Below are 15,681 nucleotides of genomic sequence, written 5' to 3' on the forward strand. Positions count from 1 at the left end.
GGGCGGCGGGCGGGGCGGCGCGGCGCATCGTCAGTCTCAGCGCAGCACGCTGGCCAGGGTGCGGCGCACGTCCTCCTCGTCGCGGCCGGTGCGCCGGACGTAATCGGCCACCTGGTCGGCACCGATGTTGCCGACGTTGAAATACTGGGCCCGCGGATGGCTGAGATAGAAGCCGCAGACGCTGGAAGCCGGCATCATGGCGAACCCCTCGGTGAGTTGCATGCCGATCTCGCCGCAGTCCAGCAGGTCGAACATGTCCCGCTTGACGATGTGTTCCGGACAGGCCGGATAGCCGGGCGCGGGACGGATGCCCTGGTACTTTTCGGCGATGATGGCCTCGTTGGACAGGGCCTCGTCGGGCACGTAGCCCCACAGGTCGCGGCGCACCCGGGCGTGCAGGGTCTCGGCGAAGCCCTCGGCCAGGCGGTCGGCCAGTGCCTTGAGCATGATCACGGAATAATCGTCGCCGGCGTCCTGGAACTGCTTTTCGTATTTCTCGATGCCGATGCCGCCCGTGACCGCGAACATTCCGATGTAGTCGGTGACGCCCGAGTCCCTGGGCGCGATGAAGTCGGCCAGGCACTTGTTGTCCACGCCATCGCGCTTGGCCGTCTGCTGGCGCACGCCGCGCCAGGTCAGCAGGACCTCGTCGCGGGTCTCGTCGCGGTAGATCTCGATGTCGTCGTCGTTGACGCTGTTGGCCGGATAGAAGGCGACGATGCCGTTGGCCGTCAGCCAGCGGCCCTCGACGATGCGCTTCATCATGGCCTGGCCTTCCTCGTAGAGCTTGCTGGCTTCCTTGCCCACCACCTCGTCGGTCAGGATGGCCGGGAACTGCGCCATCAGGCCCCAGGACTGGAAGAACGGCGTCCAGTCCAGGAAGTTCAGGATTTCGTGCAGATCGTAGTGCTTGAAGGTGCGCCGGCCGATGAATTTCGGCTGGGGCGGCGTGTAGTTCGACCAGTCGATCGCCGGCTTGGCCGCGCGCGCCTCCTCGATCGTCAGCATCGGCGTGGCCTGGCGGTTGGCATGGCGTGTGCGCACCAGCTCGTATTCGTCGACGATGCCCTTGAGATAGGTCTCGGCCTGGTCGGACATCAGGCTGGTGGCCACCCCCACGGAACGGCTGGCATCGGGCACGTAGATCACCGGGCCTTCGTAGTTGGGCGCGATCTTCACGGCCGTGTGGACCTTGCTGGTGGTGGCCCCGCCCACCAGCAGCGGGACGTTGCGCTCGCGGAAATACGGATCGCGCTGCATTTCCGAGGCGACGTAGGCCATTTCCTCCAGGCTGGGCGTGATCAGGCCCGACAGGCCCACCATGTCGGCGCCGATTTCCTTGGCCTTTTCGAGGATCTTGGCGCAGGGCACCATCACGCCCATGTTCTCGACCTCGAAGTTGTTGCACTGCAGGACGACGGTGACGATGTTCTTGCCGATGTCGTGCACGTCGCCCTTGACCGTGGCGATGACCAGCTTGCCCTTGGAGCGCACGTCGCCGCCGGCCTCGGCCAGCTGGCGCTTTTCCTCTTCGATGAAGGGCAGCAGGTGCGCCACGGCCTGCTTCATCACGCGCGCGGACTTCACCACCTGGGGCAGGAACATCTTGCCCGAGCCGAACAGGTCGCCGACCACGTTCATGCCGTCCATCAGCGGGCCCTCGATGACCTCGATGGGCCGCCCGCCGGCCGACATGATTTCCTGGCGGACTTCTTCCGTGTCCTCGACGATGAAGGTGGTGATGCCATGCACCAGCGAATGCGTCAGGCGTTCGCGCACCGGGCCTTCGCGCCACGCCAGGTCCTCTTCCTTCTTCGCGCCCGAGCCCTTGATGGTCTCGGCCAGTTCCACCAGGCGCTCGGTGGACGTGCGCTCGTCGGCCGGATCGGTCCTGCCCAGCGGTTCGGGCCGGTCGAGCACCACGTCCTCGACCAGGTCGCGCACCTGCTTGTCCAGGTCGGAATACACGCCCAGCTGGCCGGCGTTGACGATGCCCATGGTCAGGCCGCGCCGCACCGCGTAATACAGGAAGACCGCGTGGATGGCCTCGCGCATGGCCTCGTTGCCGCGGAAGGAGAAGCTGACGTTGGAGATCCCGCCCGACACGCGCGCGTGCGGCAGGTTTTCCGTGATCCAGCCGGTGGCCTCGATGAAGTCCACGGCGTAGTGGTTGTGCTCGTCGATCCCGGTGGCGATGGCGAAGACGTTGGGATCGAAGATGATGTCCTCGGGCGGGAAGCCCACCTGGTTCACCAGGATGTCGTAGGCCCGGGAACAGATGTCGATGCGGCGCTGCAGGGTGTCGGCCTGGCCGTCGGTGTCGAAGGCCATGACCACCACCGCCGCGCCGTACTTGCGGCACAGCTTCGCCTGTTCGATGAAGGGGCCTTCGCCTTCCTTCATGGAAATCGAATTGACCACGCACTTGCCCTGCACGCAGCGCAGGCCGGCCTCGATCACCGGCCACTTGGAACTGTCGATCATCACCGGCACGCGCGAGATGTCGGGCTCGGACGCCAGCAGGTTCAGGAAGCGCGGCATGATGGCCAGGGCGTCGAGCATGCCCTCGTCCATGTTGACGTCGATGATCTGGGCGCCGTTCTCCACCTGCTGGCGGGCCACGGACAGGGCCTCGTCGAACTTTTCCTCGCGGATCAGGCGCAGGAACATCTTGCTGCCGGTGACGTTGGTGCGTTCGCCCACGTTGATGAACAGCGTCTCGCGGTCGAAATTCAACGGCTCCAGGCCCGACAGGCGGGTCTTGACCGGGATGACCGGCGGCTGGCGATGCGGCAGCGTGCGGACCTTTTCGGCGATGGCGCGGATGTGATCGGGCGTGGTGCCGCAGCAGCCGCCCACCACGTTCACCAGCCCGGCCCGGGCGAACTCCTCCAGCAGTCCGGAGGTGTCCGAAGGCGTCTCGTCGAAACCCGTTTCCGCCATCGGATTGGGCAGGCCGGCATTGGGGTAGACGCAGACGTAGGTATCGCAGATCTTGGACAGCTCGGCCACGTAGGGGCGCATCAGCGCCGCGCCCAGGGCGCAGTTCAGGCCGATAGTGACGGGGCGCGCGTGGCGCACGGAATTCCAGAAGGCCTCGACCGTCTGGCCCGACAGGATGCGCCCTGACGCGTCGGTCACCGTGCCGGAGATCATCACCGGCAGGCGGATGCCGCGCTCCTCGAAGATCGTCTCGATGGCGAAGATGGCCGCCTTGGCGTTCAGCGTGTCGAAGATGGTCTCGATCAGCAGCAGGTCCGCGCCGCCATCGATCAGGCCGTTGACCTGCTCGGTGTAGGCCGCGCGCAGTTCCTCGAAGGTGACGTTGCGCGCGCCCGGATCGTTCACGTCCGGCGACAGGGACGCCGTCTTGGGCTGCGGCCCGACGGCACCGGCCACGAAGCGGGGATGGTCGGGCGTGGCCACGGCGTCGCAGGCTTCCCGCGCCAGCCGCGCCGAGGCCACGTTCAGCTCATAGGCCAGTTCCGGCAGGCCGTAGTCGCCCTGGGCCACCCGCGTGGCGCCGAAGGTGTTGGTTTCCACCACGTCGGCCCCGGCTTCCAGGTAGCCCTGGTGGATTTCCCGGATGACGTCGGGCCGCACCAGGGACAGCAGTTCGTTGTCGCCCTTCAGGTCGCGGTCGTGACCGGCGAAGCGCTCGCCCCTGAAATCGGCCTCGGTCAGCTTGTAGCGCTGGATCATGGTGCCCATGGCCCCGTCCAGCACCACGATGCGCCGGCCCAGCAGGCGCACGAACTCGGCCCCGCGCGTATAGGACTCGATGGGATAGGGCAAGGCGGGATAGGTCACGGGACGATCCAGGCAAGACGGAAGGAAAGGCCTCATTGTATCGTCGCGTATCGCGCCGGGACGCATAAACCGGCGCGATACGCCGTCAACGCTTCATAGCTCAAGCATCAGGGCCTCGCCCTGGGGCGGCGGCGCTTCCCGCACGGCGGCGGCGCAGGCCGCCGACAGCCGCGCCGCCAGGCCGGCGGGATCGCCGGAATCGGACCCGGGCCATCCCCCCGCCTCACCGGCCATGGCGGCGATCCGCGCGGCCCGCCAGGCCCGCAGCATGCGGATGGTGCCCCCATGGCAGACCAGGATGGCGTCCCGCCCGGCCGCGCGCACGGACTCCCCGCCCCGCGCCACCCGCCGCATCATGGCCAGGGCCGATTCCCCGCCGCCCGGCGCATGATGCACGGGATCGGCCGCCCAGGCGTCGACCGCCGCGCGGCCGATGGCGTCCCAGGACAGGCCTTCCCAGGCGCCGAAATCCATTTCCCGCCAGCAAGGATCCGTCTCCACCGCAAGGTCCATGCGATCCGACAGGGCGCGGGCCAGTTCGACGCAGCGCAGGGCGGGGCTGCTGAGCAGGCGCCCGAAACCCCTCCACGGCTGGCCGGGATGACGGCCCGCGTCCCAATCCGCCAGCCAGGCGGCCAGGCCGTGCGTCCGGGCGGGCACGTCCAGCCGGCCGTAGCAATGGCCGGGCGGGATATCGGGCACGGTGTGGCGGATCAGCAATAGCCTCATGACCGGCTCCGCGCCCCGGCGATCTTCTCCGGTTCAAACAGCCTAGGGTTTACCCTATAATGATGCGAGTTCCATCCCATCTTCAGCGACTCCAAGTCAAGGACAGCGACATGTTGGCTCCCTTCTCGAACTATCCCGTCAACGAAGCCTTCGAACGCCTGATGGCCGAAGAACGCGCTGCGCGCGCCGCCCGGCCGCGCGCCGGACTGGTCCAGCGCATCCTGAACGCCCTGTCCGGCACCCGTCCGGCCGCTTCGCACGCCTGAGCTTTCGCGCCCGCCCGCGCGGCACGCGCCGCGCGCCCGCCGGCGGGCGTACTACGCCACAAGCGCCAACAGCCCCAGGTAGCAGCCCAGCTCGCTCAGCTGCTGCGCGGCCCCCAGGCCATCCCCCGTGTACCCGCCCAGGCGGCGCTTCAGCACGCGCGCCATCCAGGCGGCGCCGGCCAATCCCCCCGCCATCGCCCAGCCGACCCCGGCCGCGGGCAACACGCCCGTCACGGCCATGACCAGCGCGGGCAGCAGGCCGCAGGCCGCCGCCGTCATGAATTCCCCGTCCCGCATGCGGCGCCCCAGCGGCTTGGCCTTGCCCTCTTCCCGCGCATAGCGCATGCGCCAGATCAGCAGCGCCGACCCCAGCCGCGAAGCCGGATGCGCCAGCAGCAGCGCGGCGGCGACCCAGGCGGGCGGCAGTGCGTTCAGGACGGCGAATTTCAGCGCCAGCATCAGGCCGAGGCCGACCACCCCGTAGGTGCCCAGGCGCGAATCCTTCATGATGTCCAGGGCGCGTTCCCTGGACACCGCCCCGCCCAGGCCGTCGCAGACGTCGGCGAAGCCGTCTTCGTGGAACGCCCCGGTCAGGACCAGCCCCGCCGCCATGGACAGCAGCACCGCCACCGGCTGCGGCCAGAGGGCCTGCCCCAGCCAGAACGCCAGCGCCGCCACGCCGCCCGCCACCCAGCCCACCAGGGGGTAATAACGCGTGCAATGCTGCAGCCAGGCGGGCCGGAAGCCCACCCAGGCGGGAACCGGCAGGCGGGTGAAGAACTGCAGGGCGGTGAAGAACAGGCGGAGTTCGTGGCGCGGCCTCATCGTTCGCTGACCCCCGCATCCCCGAAACTGGCCATGTCGCATAGAAACGCGGCGGCGGCCTGCACCAGTGGCCAGGCCAGCACGCAGCCGGTGCCCTCGCCCAGGCGCAGGCCCAGGTCCAGCAAGGGCCGGGCACCCAGGCTGCGCAGCATGCGGGCATGGCCGCGTTCGTCGGACTGGTGGCAGAACACGCAATAATCCAGGATGGCCGGGGCCAGGCGGGCGGCCACCAGCAGCGCGGACGAGGCGATGAAGCCATCGATCAGCAGGATCCGGCGGCGGGACGCGGCGCCCAGCATGGCGCCCGTCATCATGGCGATTTCCAGGCCCCCGAACGCCGCCAGCATCTCCAGCGGAGCGTGGGCGCCGGCATGCAACCGCATGGCCTGCCCGATCACCCGCGCCTTGCGTTCGAGGCCGGCGGCGTCCACGCCCGTCCCCGCCCCCACGCAGTCCGCGACGGGCTCGCCGGTCAGGCGGTGCATCAGGGCGGCGGCGGGCGTGGTGTTGGCGATCCCCATCTCGCCGAAGCCGACCACCTCGCCGCCCGCGTCGGCCATCAATTCAGCCCCCGCCCGCAACGCCTGCTCGCATTCCCGCGCCGTCATGGCCGCTTCCACCGCCAGATTGCCGCTGCCCGCCCGGATCTTCCGGTCGACCAGCCCATCCCGGCGGCCGAAGTCATGCTTGACGCCCGCGTCGACGATGCGCAGTTCCACCCCTTGCTGACGCGCCAGCACATTGATCGCGGCCCCGCCCGCCAGGAAATTTTCCACCATCTGCCAGGTGACGTCCTGGGGATAGGCCGACACGCCCTCGTCGGCCACGCCATGATCGGCCGCGAAGACGAAGACCGTGGGCGGGGACAGGCGCGGCGCCAGGTCGCGGCGGATCAGTCCGATCTGGCGCGCCAGGGACTCCAGCCGTCCCAGGCTGCCGCGCGGCTTGGTCTTGCCGTCGATGCGGTCATCCAGGCGGGTTGCCAGGGCATCGTCACGAATCGGGACGATGGCGGGAATATTGAAGGACATGGCGACGGAACTCCTGTGGATCGCCTCGCGTCCGCCAGGGGCGGCGGACCGCGAGCCCGGCAAGGTTATCACTCCTGCCGCCGGAGGCCGCATGCTATAGTTCGCGACGAAACAGGTATGCGCCACGCCACCAGCACCGGCGCATTCAAACGGGAAACAGACGGCTCGCCCGCGAGCCCAGCTGTGCTGCCCCCGCAACGGTGCGCATGCCCCCATGCCAGCCCGATACCGGCCTGCTTCGACACCTGATCCCGCCCGACGCGGCCCCGGCATCCCCCCATCCATGGCGGATCGCGGCCCACGGGCGTTTTTCAATGCCGGCGTGCGGGGACGCGCGCCAAACAGGGCCTCGTCATGTCTGCTTCCTTCCCGCGCCGCCTCGCGGCCGTCTGCTGTCTGTTCCCCCTGGCCGCCACGGCCCAATCCGCCTCCACCGACGCCGCCGTGCCGACACTGCGGGACATCGTCGTCACCGCCAGCCGCAGCCCCGAACCCCTGGCCGACGTGGTGGGCGACGTCACCGTCATCGGCCCGAAACAACTGGCCGAGGCGCGCGGCGACAGCATCGCCGAGATCATTGGACGGGCGCCGGGCGTGCAGTTCACTTCCAATGGCGGCCCGCAAACGGTGACCAGCCTGTTCATGCGCGGCGCGAATTCCGCTCATACGCTGGTGTTGATCGACGGCATGCGGATCAACGGCTCGACCTCGGGTGGCGTGAACTTCCCCGCCATCGACCCGGCCCTGGTGGAGCGCATCGAAATCCTGCGCGGCGCGGCCAGCAGCCTGTATGGCTCGGACGCCATCGGCGGCGTGATCAACATCATCACCAAGAAGGGCGAACAGGACCGTCCCCTGTCCGCCTGGGCGAATGTCGGCTACGGTACCTATGAAACAGCCAAATCCAACCTGGGCCTGTCGGGCGCCGCACAAGGTTGGGATTACAGTTTTTCAGCCAGCGCGGCAGGCAGCAAGGGGTTTGACGCTCAGCGTCCCAGGTACTCCAATGACGTGCCCAACGACATGCATTACCCTGACAAGGACGGCTACCGCAGCCATGCCGTTTCCGGCACCCTCGGGTATCGCTGGGCGGAAGGCCATCACATCGGGTTGAGCGCCTACAACGGCTATACGGATGGGGACTTCGACGCTTCCGGATACGATCCCGTCACGTGGAACAGCTACCCACTGGATAATGTGTACAGCCTGTACCGCCAGCAAGCCTACGCGCTCACCTCCACGGACCGCATCACCGACCAATGGGAAAGTGTCCTGCGCTTCGGCTGGAACAAGGATTCCGTCGAGTCCCGCGACCCGGTATCCACCAACTATACGGCCAGCCAGCGCCGCACATTCTCCTGGCAGAACAACTGGCAATTCCTGCCGCAACACCGCCTGTCCCTGGTGACGGAACGAGTGGAGGAACGCGTCCAGAGCAATACCCGATACGACCAGTCAGACCGGGATACGAACGCCGTGGCGCTGATCTACAAAGGCCGCATCGACCGCTTGCACACCCAGGCCAGCGTGCGCAACGATAACTACACGGGCTATGGCAACCAGACCACCGGCAGCCTGGGGCTGGATTTCGACCTGACGGATGCCTGGCAAGTCGGCGTGGCGGGCAACACAGGATTCCATGCGCCGACGTTCAACGACATGTACTATCCGGGCTCCGTCAACCTGGACCTCAAGCCGGAGAAATCCCGCAACATCGAGGCCCATCTCGCCTACACCGGCGAGCGGACCCAGGCCCGCCTGGCACTATTCCAGAACAAGGTCCGCGACCTGATCGTCTGGGACAACGCCTTGTCCAAATCCAACAATCTGGACAGTGCGACCATCCGCGGAATCACGCTTTCCGGAGAGCACGACTTCGGCAACACCACGCTTCGCGCCAGCGCCGACTTCCTCGATCCGCGTAACGATGATCCGGCCCCCGGCACCAACAGCCAGCTGATCCGCCGTGCCCGCCAGATTTTTCACGTTGGAATCGAGCATCGCATCCAGGCACTGAAACTGGGCGCTGAATACCAGTACACCGGCAACCGGTACGACAATGTCTACAACTCCGCCACATTCAAGACGGAGCAAACCCGCCTGGGCGGCTATTCCCTCGTCAACCTGACCGCCGCCTACGACTTCAGCAAGTCGCTGGGCGTCCAGGTGCGCTGGAACAACGTGCTGGACAAGGACTACGTGCTGGTGGACGGCTACAACACGCCAGGTTCCAACGTGTTCGTGAACCTGTCCTGGCGGATGTAGCGATGCAGCGGCGGACGGTGGGCGGCTTCGGCGGAATGCGGCGGCGCATCCTGGGACTGGCGTCCGCCGCCTGCCTGGCCCTGTGCACCGCCTGGGCGCTTCTCGCCAGCCCGGGCATCGCCCGGGCCCAGACCGGCACCACGGTCCAGGCGGCGCCCGCCGCCACCGGTACCGCCCGGCACGGCACCCCGCCCCGCGTCATCACCCTGGCGCCCAGCGCCACCGAACTGGTCTACGCCGCCGGAGCCGGCGCCGACATCGTCGGCACCGTCCTGCGCAGCGACTACCCGCCCGAGGCGCGCGCCATCCCGCGCATCGGCGACGGCATCCAGTTCAGCGAGGAAACCATCCTGACCTTGCGTCCGACCCTGGTGGTCGGCTGGCTGCCGTCCGACGGCACGCGGTCCCTGGCGCGGCGCCTGGCCCCCCTGGGCGTGCCCCTGGTCTACGCCAATCCGAAATCGCTGGACGACATCCCGGCCCTGATCCGCGACCTGGGCGAGCGCCTGGGCACCCGCGCCACAGCCGACGCCGCCGCGCGCGGCCTGGAACGCCGCATCCACGCCCTGCGGCCGGCGCCACCCCCGCCGCAGACCGTCTTCATCGAGATCAGCGCCGACCCGCTGTACACCCTGGGCCGCGATCCCCTGACCAACGACCTGCTGGCGCGCTGCGGCGGCACCAATCCCTACGCCACGCATGCGATCCCCGCACCGCAGGTCAGCGTGGAATCGGTGCTGCACCTGAACCCGCAGGTGCTGATCGTGTCGCCCTACGGCCGCGAAACCCTGGCGGCCCGGCGGGCCTGGTGGGCGCAGCATGGCCTGGCGGCCGCCCTCGCGGGCCGCATCTATGCGGTCGATCCCGACCTGCTGCATCGGCCGGGGCCGCGTCTGGTGGACGCGGCCGAGGCGATCTGCGCGGACCTGCGCAACGCGTACTAATTGCCCAGCCGCATTTCGAGCAGGCGAATGGGACGATAAGGATCGCGGCGGGACCCGCCCTCGAACAACTGCTCCAGGGACACCGGTCGCGCGGGCTCCATCTTCACGGACAGCTTCGACGATTCTCCGGTCACGAAATCCAGCAGGGCGAGGCAATCGTCGCGCCCCAGAGGCGCTCCATCGAAGACTGCCTCTGGATCCTTCTTGCACTGTTCCCGGCCCGCATCGGCCTTTTCCTCGAACCACCGCTCGCGCTGCGAGCCCGCCGGGCCGCCGTCCGGCACCGCATCGAAGTCATGCCGCATGGCAAGCGCGCGGGACCGCTCGGCATAGCCGTCATCCCGGACGCTGGCCCGCACCGCGCGGACTTCCATCCGCTGGATCTTCTGGCCAACCATCGCCAACGCCCCCAAGGGCCCCAGAAACCCGAAGCCGCCGGCCAGCTCCTGAAGCCCGTCCCGGCCATCATCGGCCAGCCGCAGCAGATCGCGCACACGGTTCAGTTCCAGACTGAATTCTCCGTCAAAGGCCTTGGGCTGCTCCAGGGACAGATTCAGGGCGCCCGTGTCGTCCTTGCGATCCAGGCGCCAATCCAGCGCCAGGGAAAAAGGAGGCAAATCGGAACGGCCGGCGGCCTGGATCAGACTCGTCCGGTTCAAAAGGCTGCGTCCATCGTCGCCGGCGATGTCCGTCACCTCGATCCTGGCGCTCTTGCGATCCTCGGAGTCCTCCAGATCGGACAGGCGGATGCGCTCGATCGCCACTTTCTCCGCGTTCTGGCCTCCCCCGAGGCGAATCGTGATTCCCTTCAGGGTGGCCGACCCGAACGGCGAAGCCGACAGGCTTTGCCAGTGAACGGCATCCCTCAGTTTGTATTGGTCCAGAAAGGCATACAACCTATCTTCGGCCCGGCTGGCCGCCACATGGGAAGCGGCCATCCAGCCGCCGACCAGCACCAAGGCCGCCACACCGCCGGCGGCCAGGATTTTTTTCTGCTTGTCCATCGTATTCGTCCTCTCCGCCTTACCGGGCCTTGGCCTGGTCGATCGACGCCTGGGCGGCCTCCGGCGTCCAGTCGGGCTGCCCGGACAGCAAACGCATCACCGTCAGGGGCTCGGCCAGGTCCGCGCAGCCCTTTTCCTTGCATGCCCGCAGGCCGCCTTCCGGATCCGGCGTCACCACCGTCAGCGCCAGGCCATCCTCATCCAGGCGTGTCTCGTCCACGCGCGCCTGCCCACGGACGACATACCAGGCTTCCTTCACATCCTTGCCGCCCGCGATCCGCAGATCGTAGGGAAAATCGGCCTTGGCCTCATCGCCGTCACGGCCGTCGATATGAACGATCTGCCGGAAAGGAACAGCGCCGCCGCCATACAGGCGCGCGTAGGCGCCGCCCTGCAGCGGGACATACCGGTCCGAACGGACGAAATGGCGCTTCAGCACGCCTGCCGGACCCTGCCGGGCTTCCGACACCAGATTCTCGTATTGCCGCAACTGGTTCTCGGCCTCTCGGGCCCGGGTTTCCAGTTCCCTGCGCTTTTCCCACGCCAATTGCTGCTGGCGCTGCTGTTCCTGGAACGCTTCCCGGCGCTTGCGTTCGCGCTCCTCGTCGGCCCGCCGCTTTTCACGGGCGAAGACATAGTTGGTGCCCTGGTCCAGACGATACTTCCATGATCCAACGGCCTGGCGCTGCCGGTAGTTCCAGTCGCGATTCGCATGAATGGCATACATCATGCGCTCTCGATCCTGGCTGACGACCCCTTCCAGACTATCGGCAAACCGGACACTCGCCCCTGTCGCATCCGGCAAGGCGACGGTTTGCAAGGCATGCAGCGCCGCATCGACCTGCCGGGAAATATCCGCCGCCTGCCGGAAGCCGGACTCCTGGGCGGTCAACACATCCAGCTCCGGCTGGACCCTCAGAGGCAGCAAACCCGATCCCCATGCAAGCACCGTGGCCCGCAGGAGAAAGTACGACTGGTCCTCCGCGTCGTGCCCCAGACTGAACCAAACCGCATCCCGGCCATTGGTGCCCGCCAGCCGGGCTGACTGAACCGGGGTGTTGAAGGCATAGCCATCAAGGAAATAAACCTTGCGCTCCCGCGAGATCACCGCGCCATCGGACCGTTGCAGCGTCAGGCCTCCCACCCCCTGCGCACGGCCCGCCGCATCGCAACTCAAGCCCGAACTCAGCAAAGAGGCATATTTGGCATCCTCGTCATCCAGGCGATAGCCGATCCGGATTTTGCAGCCATTCTGGTCCGACAACTCTCGAATGAATGGAGACTTCGCCAGAACGTCCGCCTCGCTTTCCGGCTTCCAGCCGCCCACTTCGAAACCCGCCGCCCCCAGGCTGGCGTACCGCGCGGCCGGCGCCTGGACGGCGGCCTGCTCCGCCGCGCCTTTCTCCGCGACAGCCGACGAGCCGGAGGGAACATCGGCCTGCCCGGCGGCCGGCACCGGGGCCGACGCGGGCGCCGCCGGAACCTGTGCGGCGGGAACCGGTGCGGCTGCGGACGCAGGCGCCGGGGCCGGGGCCGGGGCCGCTACAGGAGGAGCGGCCGCCACGGAAGCGGGTGCCGCCGGAGCCGCGGCGGCACCCGGCCGCCATTGCCCCGCCTTGCTGCCGCTACCCTGAGCCACCGCCTTGCCCGCCCCGTCCTGGCTGCGCCAGGTCACGGCCTCGGCCTGCGGGCACTGCTGGCCGAGCAAGGCGCCCAGCTTGGGAAGCAGGCGCTCCAGCGCGGCCGGATCCGGCGCGCCGTGATAGACGACCCGCAGGTCCGGCTTGGCGGAGCACCAGGGCGCGCCCGCCGCATGCTCGACGAAGATCTCGATGTTTTCCGCCTTGGAAAAGGCCAGGCGAAAGGAGTCGGCCCATGCAGGACCGCATGCGAAGACGCCCGCCAGGGCGAAGGCAAGGACACGCTGATTCATGAGCCTCACCCGATCTGCCAGGCGCCGTCCGGGGCCTGGCAGGCATTGACCGTCTTGGACTCGCTGCCCTTGGCCGTCGTGACGTCATACTGCATGGTGCGACACGTCGTCTGCACGGCCACCTGCTCGACCACCGGCTGGGCGGGCTCGATGGTATCCAGGTCGAAGCCCTGCGTCCTTGCCTGCGCCACCGAGATCCCGTCCAGGTCCACCGCCTGATCCGCCTGGGTCTCCGCGACCGGCTTCACCAACGGGCCATACACATAGCCCACCGTCACGCCCTTGCGGCCCACGGCGATCCAGTTGTCGCTGGTGCGGCCCAGCGCCGTGAACGTCTGGCCGCTAGCCAGCCCGCCCACCTTGGCGGCCGAGGTCGTCGGCGCCGCGCGCAAATTGATCGACGAACCCGCTTGCCAGGTCTCGTTGAGCGCCGCCAGGTTCTGCACCTGGGCGATTTTTTCGGAACGCTTGACGGTCGCCTGCTGCGTCTTGGTTTCGGACGACACGGGCCGGATCACGGCGGATGCGCCGCTATGGTCGGACTGCCAGGTTTCCGTCTGGCCGCTGGCGAGCGCACGCTGGGTGCTCGCCGCCAGCGCCTCCTGGTCCTGGGCGTCCAGGCTGGAACCGATCCAGTTGCCCAGCGCGCCGCCGGCGAAGGCGCCGACGATCATCGCCACGGTCCTGCCCGACCCGCCGCCGATCTGGCTTCCCAGCAACACCCCCGCCACGGCGCCGACGGCCGTGCCGATCGACTGCTTGGTTCCCCAGCCGCCGCTGCCGTCCGTTGCGCAGCCGGCGGCGAAAACGGACGCGACCAGCACGGCGGCCAACGCCTTCTTGTTCCTCTTCATCTGGCTTCTCCCTTTTTTGAAATCCATCGGCCGACACCCGGCGCGATCCCGCGCGACATCGGTCAATCAGCCAAACCCGTGCCATCTTAAACGGTACGCGATCGTTCACACAAACTTACAAATACCCTTTCGTCATATCCCCCTTTCCGGACGGCCCCAAACCTTCACGCGCCCCTCATGGGGCGCAAAGCCAATCCCGAACCAAATGGATTATCCTTACGAACGAGCCAGACCCCGACCGGGCCCTGGGCACCACGCCACGAACACACCCATGACCTCCCCAGACACCCTCACCATCGCCGACCGCGTCTTCCATTCACGCCTGCTGGTCGGCACCGGCAAGTACCGCGATTTCGAACAGACCCGCGAAGCCATCGAGGCCAGCGGCACGGAAATCGTCACCGTCGCCATCCGCCGCACCAACATCGGCCAGAACCCGGGCGAGCCCAACCTGCTGGATTTCCTGTCTCCGGACCGCTACACCATCCTGCCGAACACGGCCGGCTGCTACACCGCCGACGACGCCGTGCGCACGCTGCGCCTGGCGCGCGAACTGCTGGACGGCCACAACCTGGTCAAGCTCGAAGTCCTGGGCGACGCCGGCAACCTGTTCCCCAACATGCCGGAAACCCTGGCCGCCGCCCGCACGCTGGTGGCCGACGGCTTCCAGGTCATGGTGTACTGCAGCGACGACCCGATCCAGTGCCGCATGCTGGAAGACATCGGCGTGGCGGCGGTGATGCCGCTGGCCTCGCTGATCGGCTCGGGCATGGGCATCGTCAACCCCTGGAACCTGCGCCTGATCATCGACCAGGCCCGCGTCCCCGTGCTGGTGGACGCCGGCGTGGGCACGGCCTCGGACGCCGCCATCGCCATGGAACTGGGCTGCGACGCGATCCTGATGAACACCGCCATCGCCGGCGCACGCGACCCGATCCGCATGGCGCGCGCCATGCGCCTGGGCGTGGAAGCCGGACGCGAGGCCTACCTGGCCGGCCGCATCAAGCGCAAGTACTACGACGCCGATCCGAGTTCGCCGGCCGAAGGCCTGCTGCCCTCGACCCGGGCCGCCTGACCCCCCGGCCGCGCACGCCGGGGCGCGCCAGCGCCAGCCCCGGCCCTATCCGCACGGAGCCTGCGATGATCCCCAATACCCTGTCGATTGCCGGCGTGGACCCCTCGGGCGGGGCCGGCGTCCTCGCCGACGTCAAGACCATGAGCGCCCTGGGCGCCTACGGCATGGCCGTGATCGCCGCGCTGACCGCGCAGAACACCCGGGCGGTCACCGGCATTTCCCCGGTGCCGCCGGAATTCGTCGCCGCCCAGATCGACACGCTGTTCGCCGACGTGCGCGTGGACGCCGTGAAGATCGGCATGCTGGGCCAGGCCGGCGTCACCCGCGTCGTGGCCGACCGGCTCGCACATTGGAAACCGGCGCATCTGGTGCTGGACCCCGTCATGGTCGCCAAAAGCGGCGATCACCTGCTGGAACGCCAGGCGGTGGACGCCCTGCGCGAAGGCCTGATCCCGCTGGCCACCGTCATCACCCCCAACCTGCCGGAGGCGGGCGTGCTGCTGGGCCAGAGCCCCGCCGACAACCTCAAGGACATGCGCCGCGTCGCCGAACGCCTGCGCCGGCTGCTGGCCGACGACGGCGAGCGCTGGGTCTTCCTGAAGGGCGGCCATCTACCGGGCGACGACACCATCGACCTGCTGCACGACGGCGACCGGCTGATCGAACTGCCGGGCCGGCGCATCGACACGCCCAACACGCACGGCACCGGCTGCACGCTGTCGGCGGCGATGGCCGCCCTGCTGCCGCGCGCTCCGGGCGTGCCCGAGGCCGCCCGGCACGCCAAGGCCTGGCTGGAACGCGCCATCGCCGCCTCCGGCCAGCTCCAGGTCGGCACCGGCCACGGACCGGTGCACCACTTCCACGCCCTGTGGCCGAACCCATCGGCCTGATCCCGCGCAAGCCCGCCGGGCGGACCGCTGGCCTATAATCAGGCTCAACTCAACC

The 15,681-nt window shown here is 68.3% G+C and carries 12 protein-coding genes; 5 read left to right on the forward strand and 7 right to left on the reverse strand.

Translation table 11 applies throughout. The features are described from left to right. Positions 1–36: 36 nt before the first annotated feature. Positions 37–3,810 carry a methionine synthase gene (gene metH / locus ACFO27_RS03055; RefSeq protein ID WP_376815943.1) on the reverse strand — a complete coding sequence of 1,258 codons (3,774 nt, stop codon included), beginning with the start codon at positions 3,808–3,810 and terminating at the stop codon, positions 37–39. Between the two features lie 93 nt (positions 3,811–3,903). Further along, on the reverse strand, positions 3,904–4,539 hold the full coding sequence (locus ACFO27_RS03060; protein WP_376815944.1) for a histidine phosphatase family protein: 636 nt from the start codon (positions 4,537–4,539) through the stop codon (positions 3,904–3,906). 110 nt (positions 4,540–4,649) lie between these two features. On the opposite strand from ACFO27_RS03060, the gene ACFO27_RS03065 reads away from it, so the two are divergent. Then, a complete protein-coding gene (locus ACFO27_RS03065) occupies positions 4,650–4,805 on the forward strand; it encodes a hypothetical protein (RefSeq protein ID WP_376815945.1) in 156 nt (51 codons plus the stop codon). Between the two features lie 51 nt (positions 4,806–4,856). On the opposite strand, the gene ACFO27_RS03070 is transcribed toward ACFO27_RS03065, so the two are convergent. Together ACFO27_RS03070 and cobT are read right to left on the reverse strand one after the other, a co-directional pair. Further along, complete coding sequence (locus tag ACFO27_RS03070; protein ID WP_376815946.1) at positions 4,857–5,630, reverse strand: adenosylcobinamide-GDP ribazoletransferase; 774 nt, start codon at positions 5,628–5,630, stop codon at positions 4,857–4,859. Next, a complete protein-coding gene (cobT, locus tag ACFO27_RS03075) occupies positions 5,627–6,661 on the reverse strand; it encodes a nicotinate-nucleotide--dimethylbenzimidazole phosphoribosyltransferase (RefSeq protein WP_376815947.1) in 1,035 nt (344 codons plus the stop codon). Before cobT ends, ACFO27_RS03070 begins: the two co-directional genes overlap by 4 nt. Positions 6,662–7,015: 354 nt before the next feature. Between cobT and ACFO27_RS03080 the strand changes: the two genes are divergently transcribed. Beyond that, positions 7,016–8,926: a TonB-dependent receptor domain-containing protein gene (locus tag ACFO27_RS03080; RefSeq protein WP_376815948.1), complete on the forward strand. Its 1,911-nt coding sequence runs from the start codon at positions 7,016–7,018 to the stop codon at positions 8,924–8,926. A 2-nt stretch (positions 8,927–8,928) separates the two neighbouring features. Further along, positions 8,929–9,870, forward strand: coding sequence for a cobalamin-binding protein (locus ACFO27_RS03085; RefSeq protein WP_376815949.1), 942 nt, complete (start codon positions 8,929–8,931; stop codon positions 9,868–9,870). On the opposite strand, the gene ACFO27_RS03090 is transcribed toward ACFO27_RS03085, so the two are convergent. The 3 genes from ACFO27_RS03090 to ACFO27_RS03100 are packed head-to-tail and all read right to left on the reverse strand — an operon-like array spanning position 9,867 to position 13,661. Continuing rightward, positions 9,867–10,874, reverse strand: coding sequence for a hypothetical protein (locus ACFO27_RS03090; protein WP_376815950.1), 1,008 nt, complete (start codon positions 10,872–10,874; stop codon positions 9,867–9,869). The two genes, ACFO27_RS03085 and ACFO27_RS03090, sit on opposite strands and share 4 nt — an antisense overlap. A gap of 19 nt (positions 10,875–10,893) precedes the next feature. Further along, positions 10,894–12,807, reverse strand: a complete 1,914-nt coding sequence (locus ACFO27_RS03095; protein ID WP_376815951.1) for a hypothetical protein — start codon at positions 12,805–12,807, stop codon at positions 10,894–10,896. Positions 12,808–12,812: 5 nt separating this feature from the next. After that, on the reverse strand, positions 12,813–13,661 hold the full coding sequence (locus ACFO27_RS03100) for an SH3 domain-containing protein (protein ID WP_376815952.1): 849 nt from the start codon (positions 13,659–13,661) through the stop codon (positions 12,813–12,815). A 271-nt stretch (positions 13,662–13,932) separates the two neighbouring features. Between ACFO27_RS03100 and ACFO27_RS03105 the strand changes: the two genes are divergently transcribed. Both ACFO27_RS03105 and thiD read left to right on the forward strand, forming a co-directional pair. Further along, positions 13,933–14,736 (forward strand): thiazole synthase, encoded by an 804-nt coding sequence (locus ACFO27_RS03105; protein WP_323024973.1) that lies wholly within the window; start codon positions 13,933–13,935, stop codon positions 14,734–14,736. Positions 14,737–14,801: 65 nt separating this feature from the next. Beyond that, positions 14,802–15,626, forward strand: coding sequence for a bifunctional hydroxymethylpyrimidine kinase/phosphomethylpyrimidine kinase (gene thiD, locus ACFO27_RS03110; RefSeq protein ID WP_376815953.1), 825 nt, complete (start codon positions 14,802–14,804; stop codon positions 15,624–15,626). The last annotated feature ends 55 nt before the right edge of the window (positions 15,627–15,681 follow it).

Origin of the sequence: Castellaniella denitrificans (assembly GCF_042653765.1) — a bacterium.
In the GTDB taxonomy this organism is placed as follows: domain Bacteria; phylum Pseudomonadota; class Gammaproteobacteria; order Burkholderiales; family Burkholderiaceae_B; genus Castellaniella; species Castellaniella denitrificans.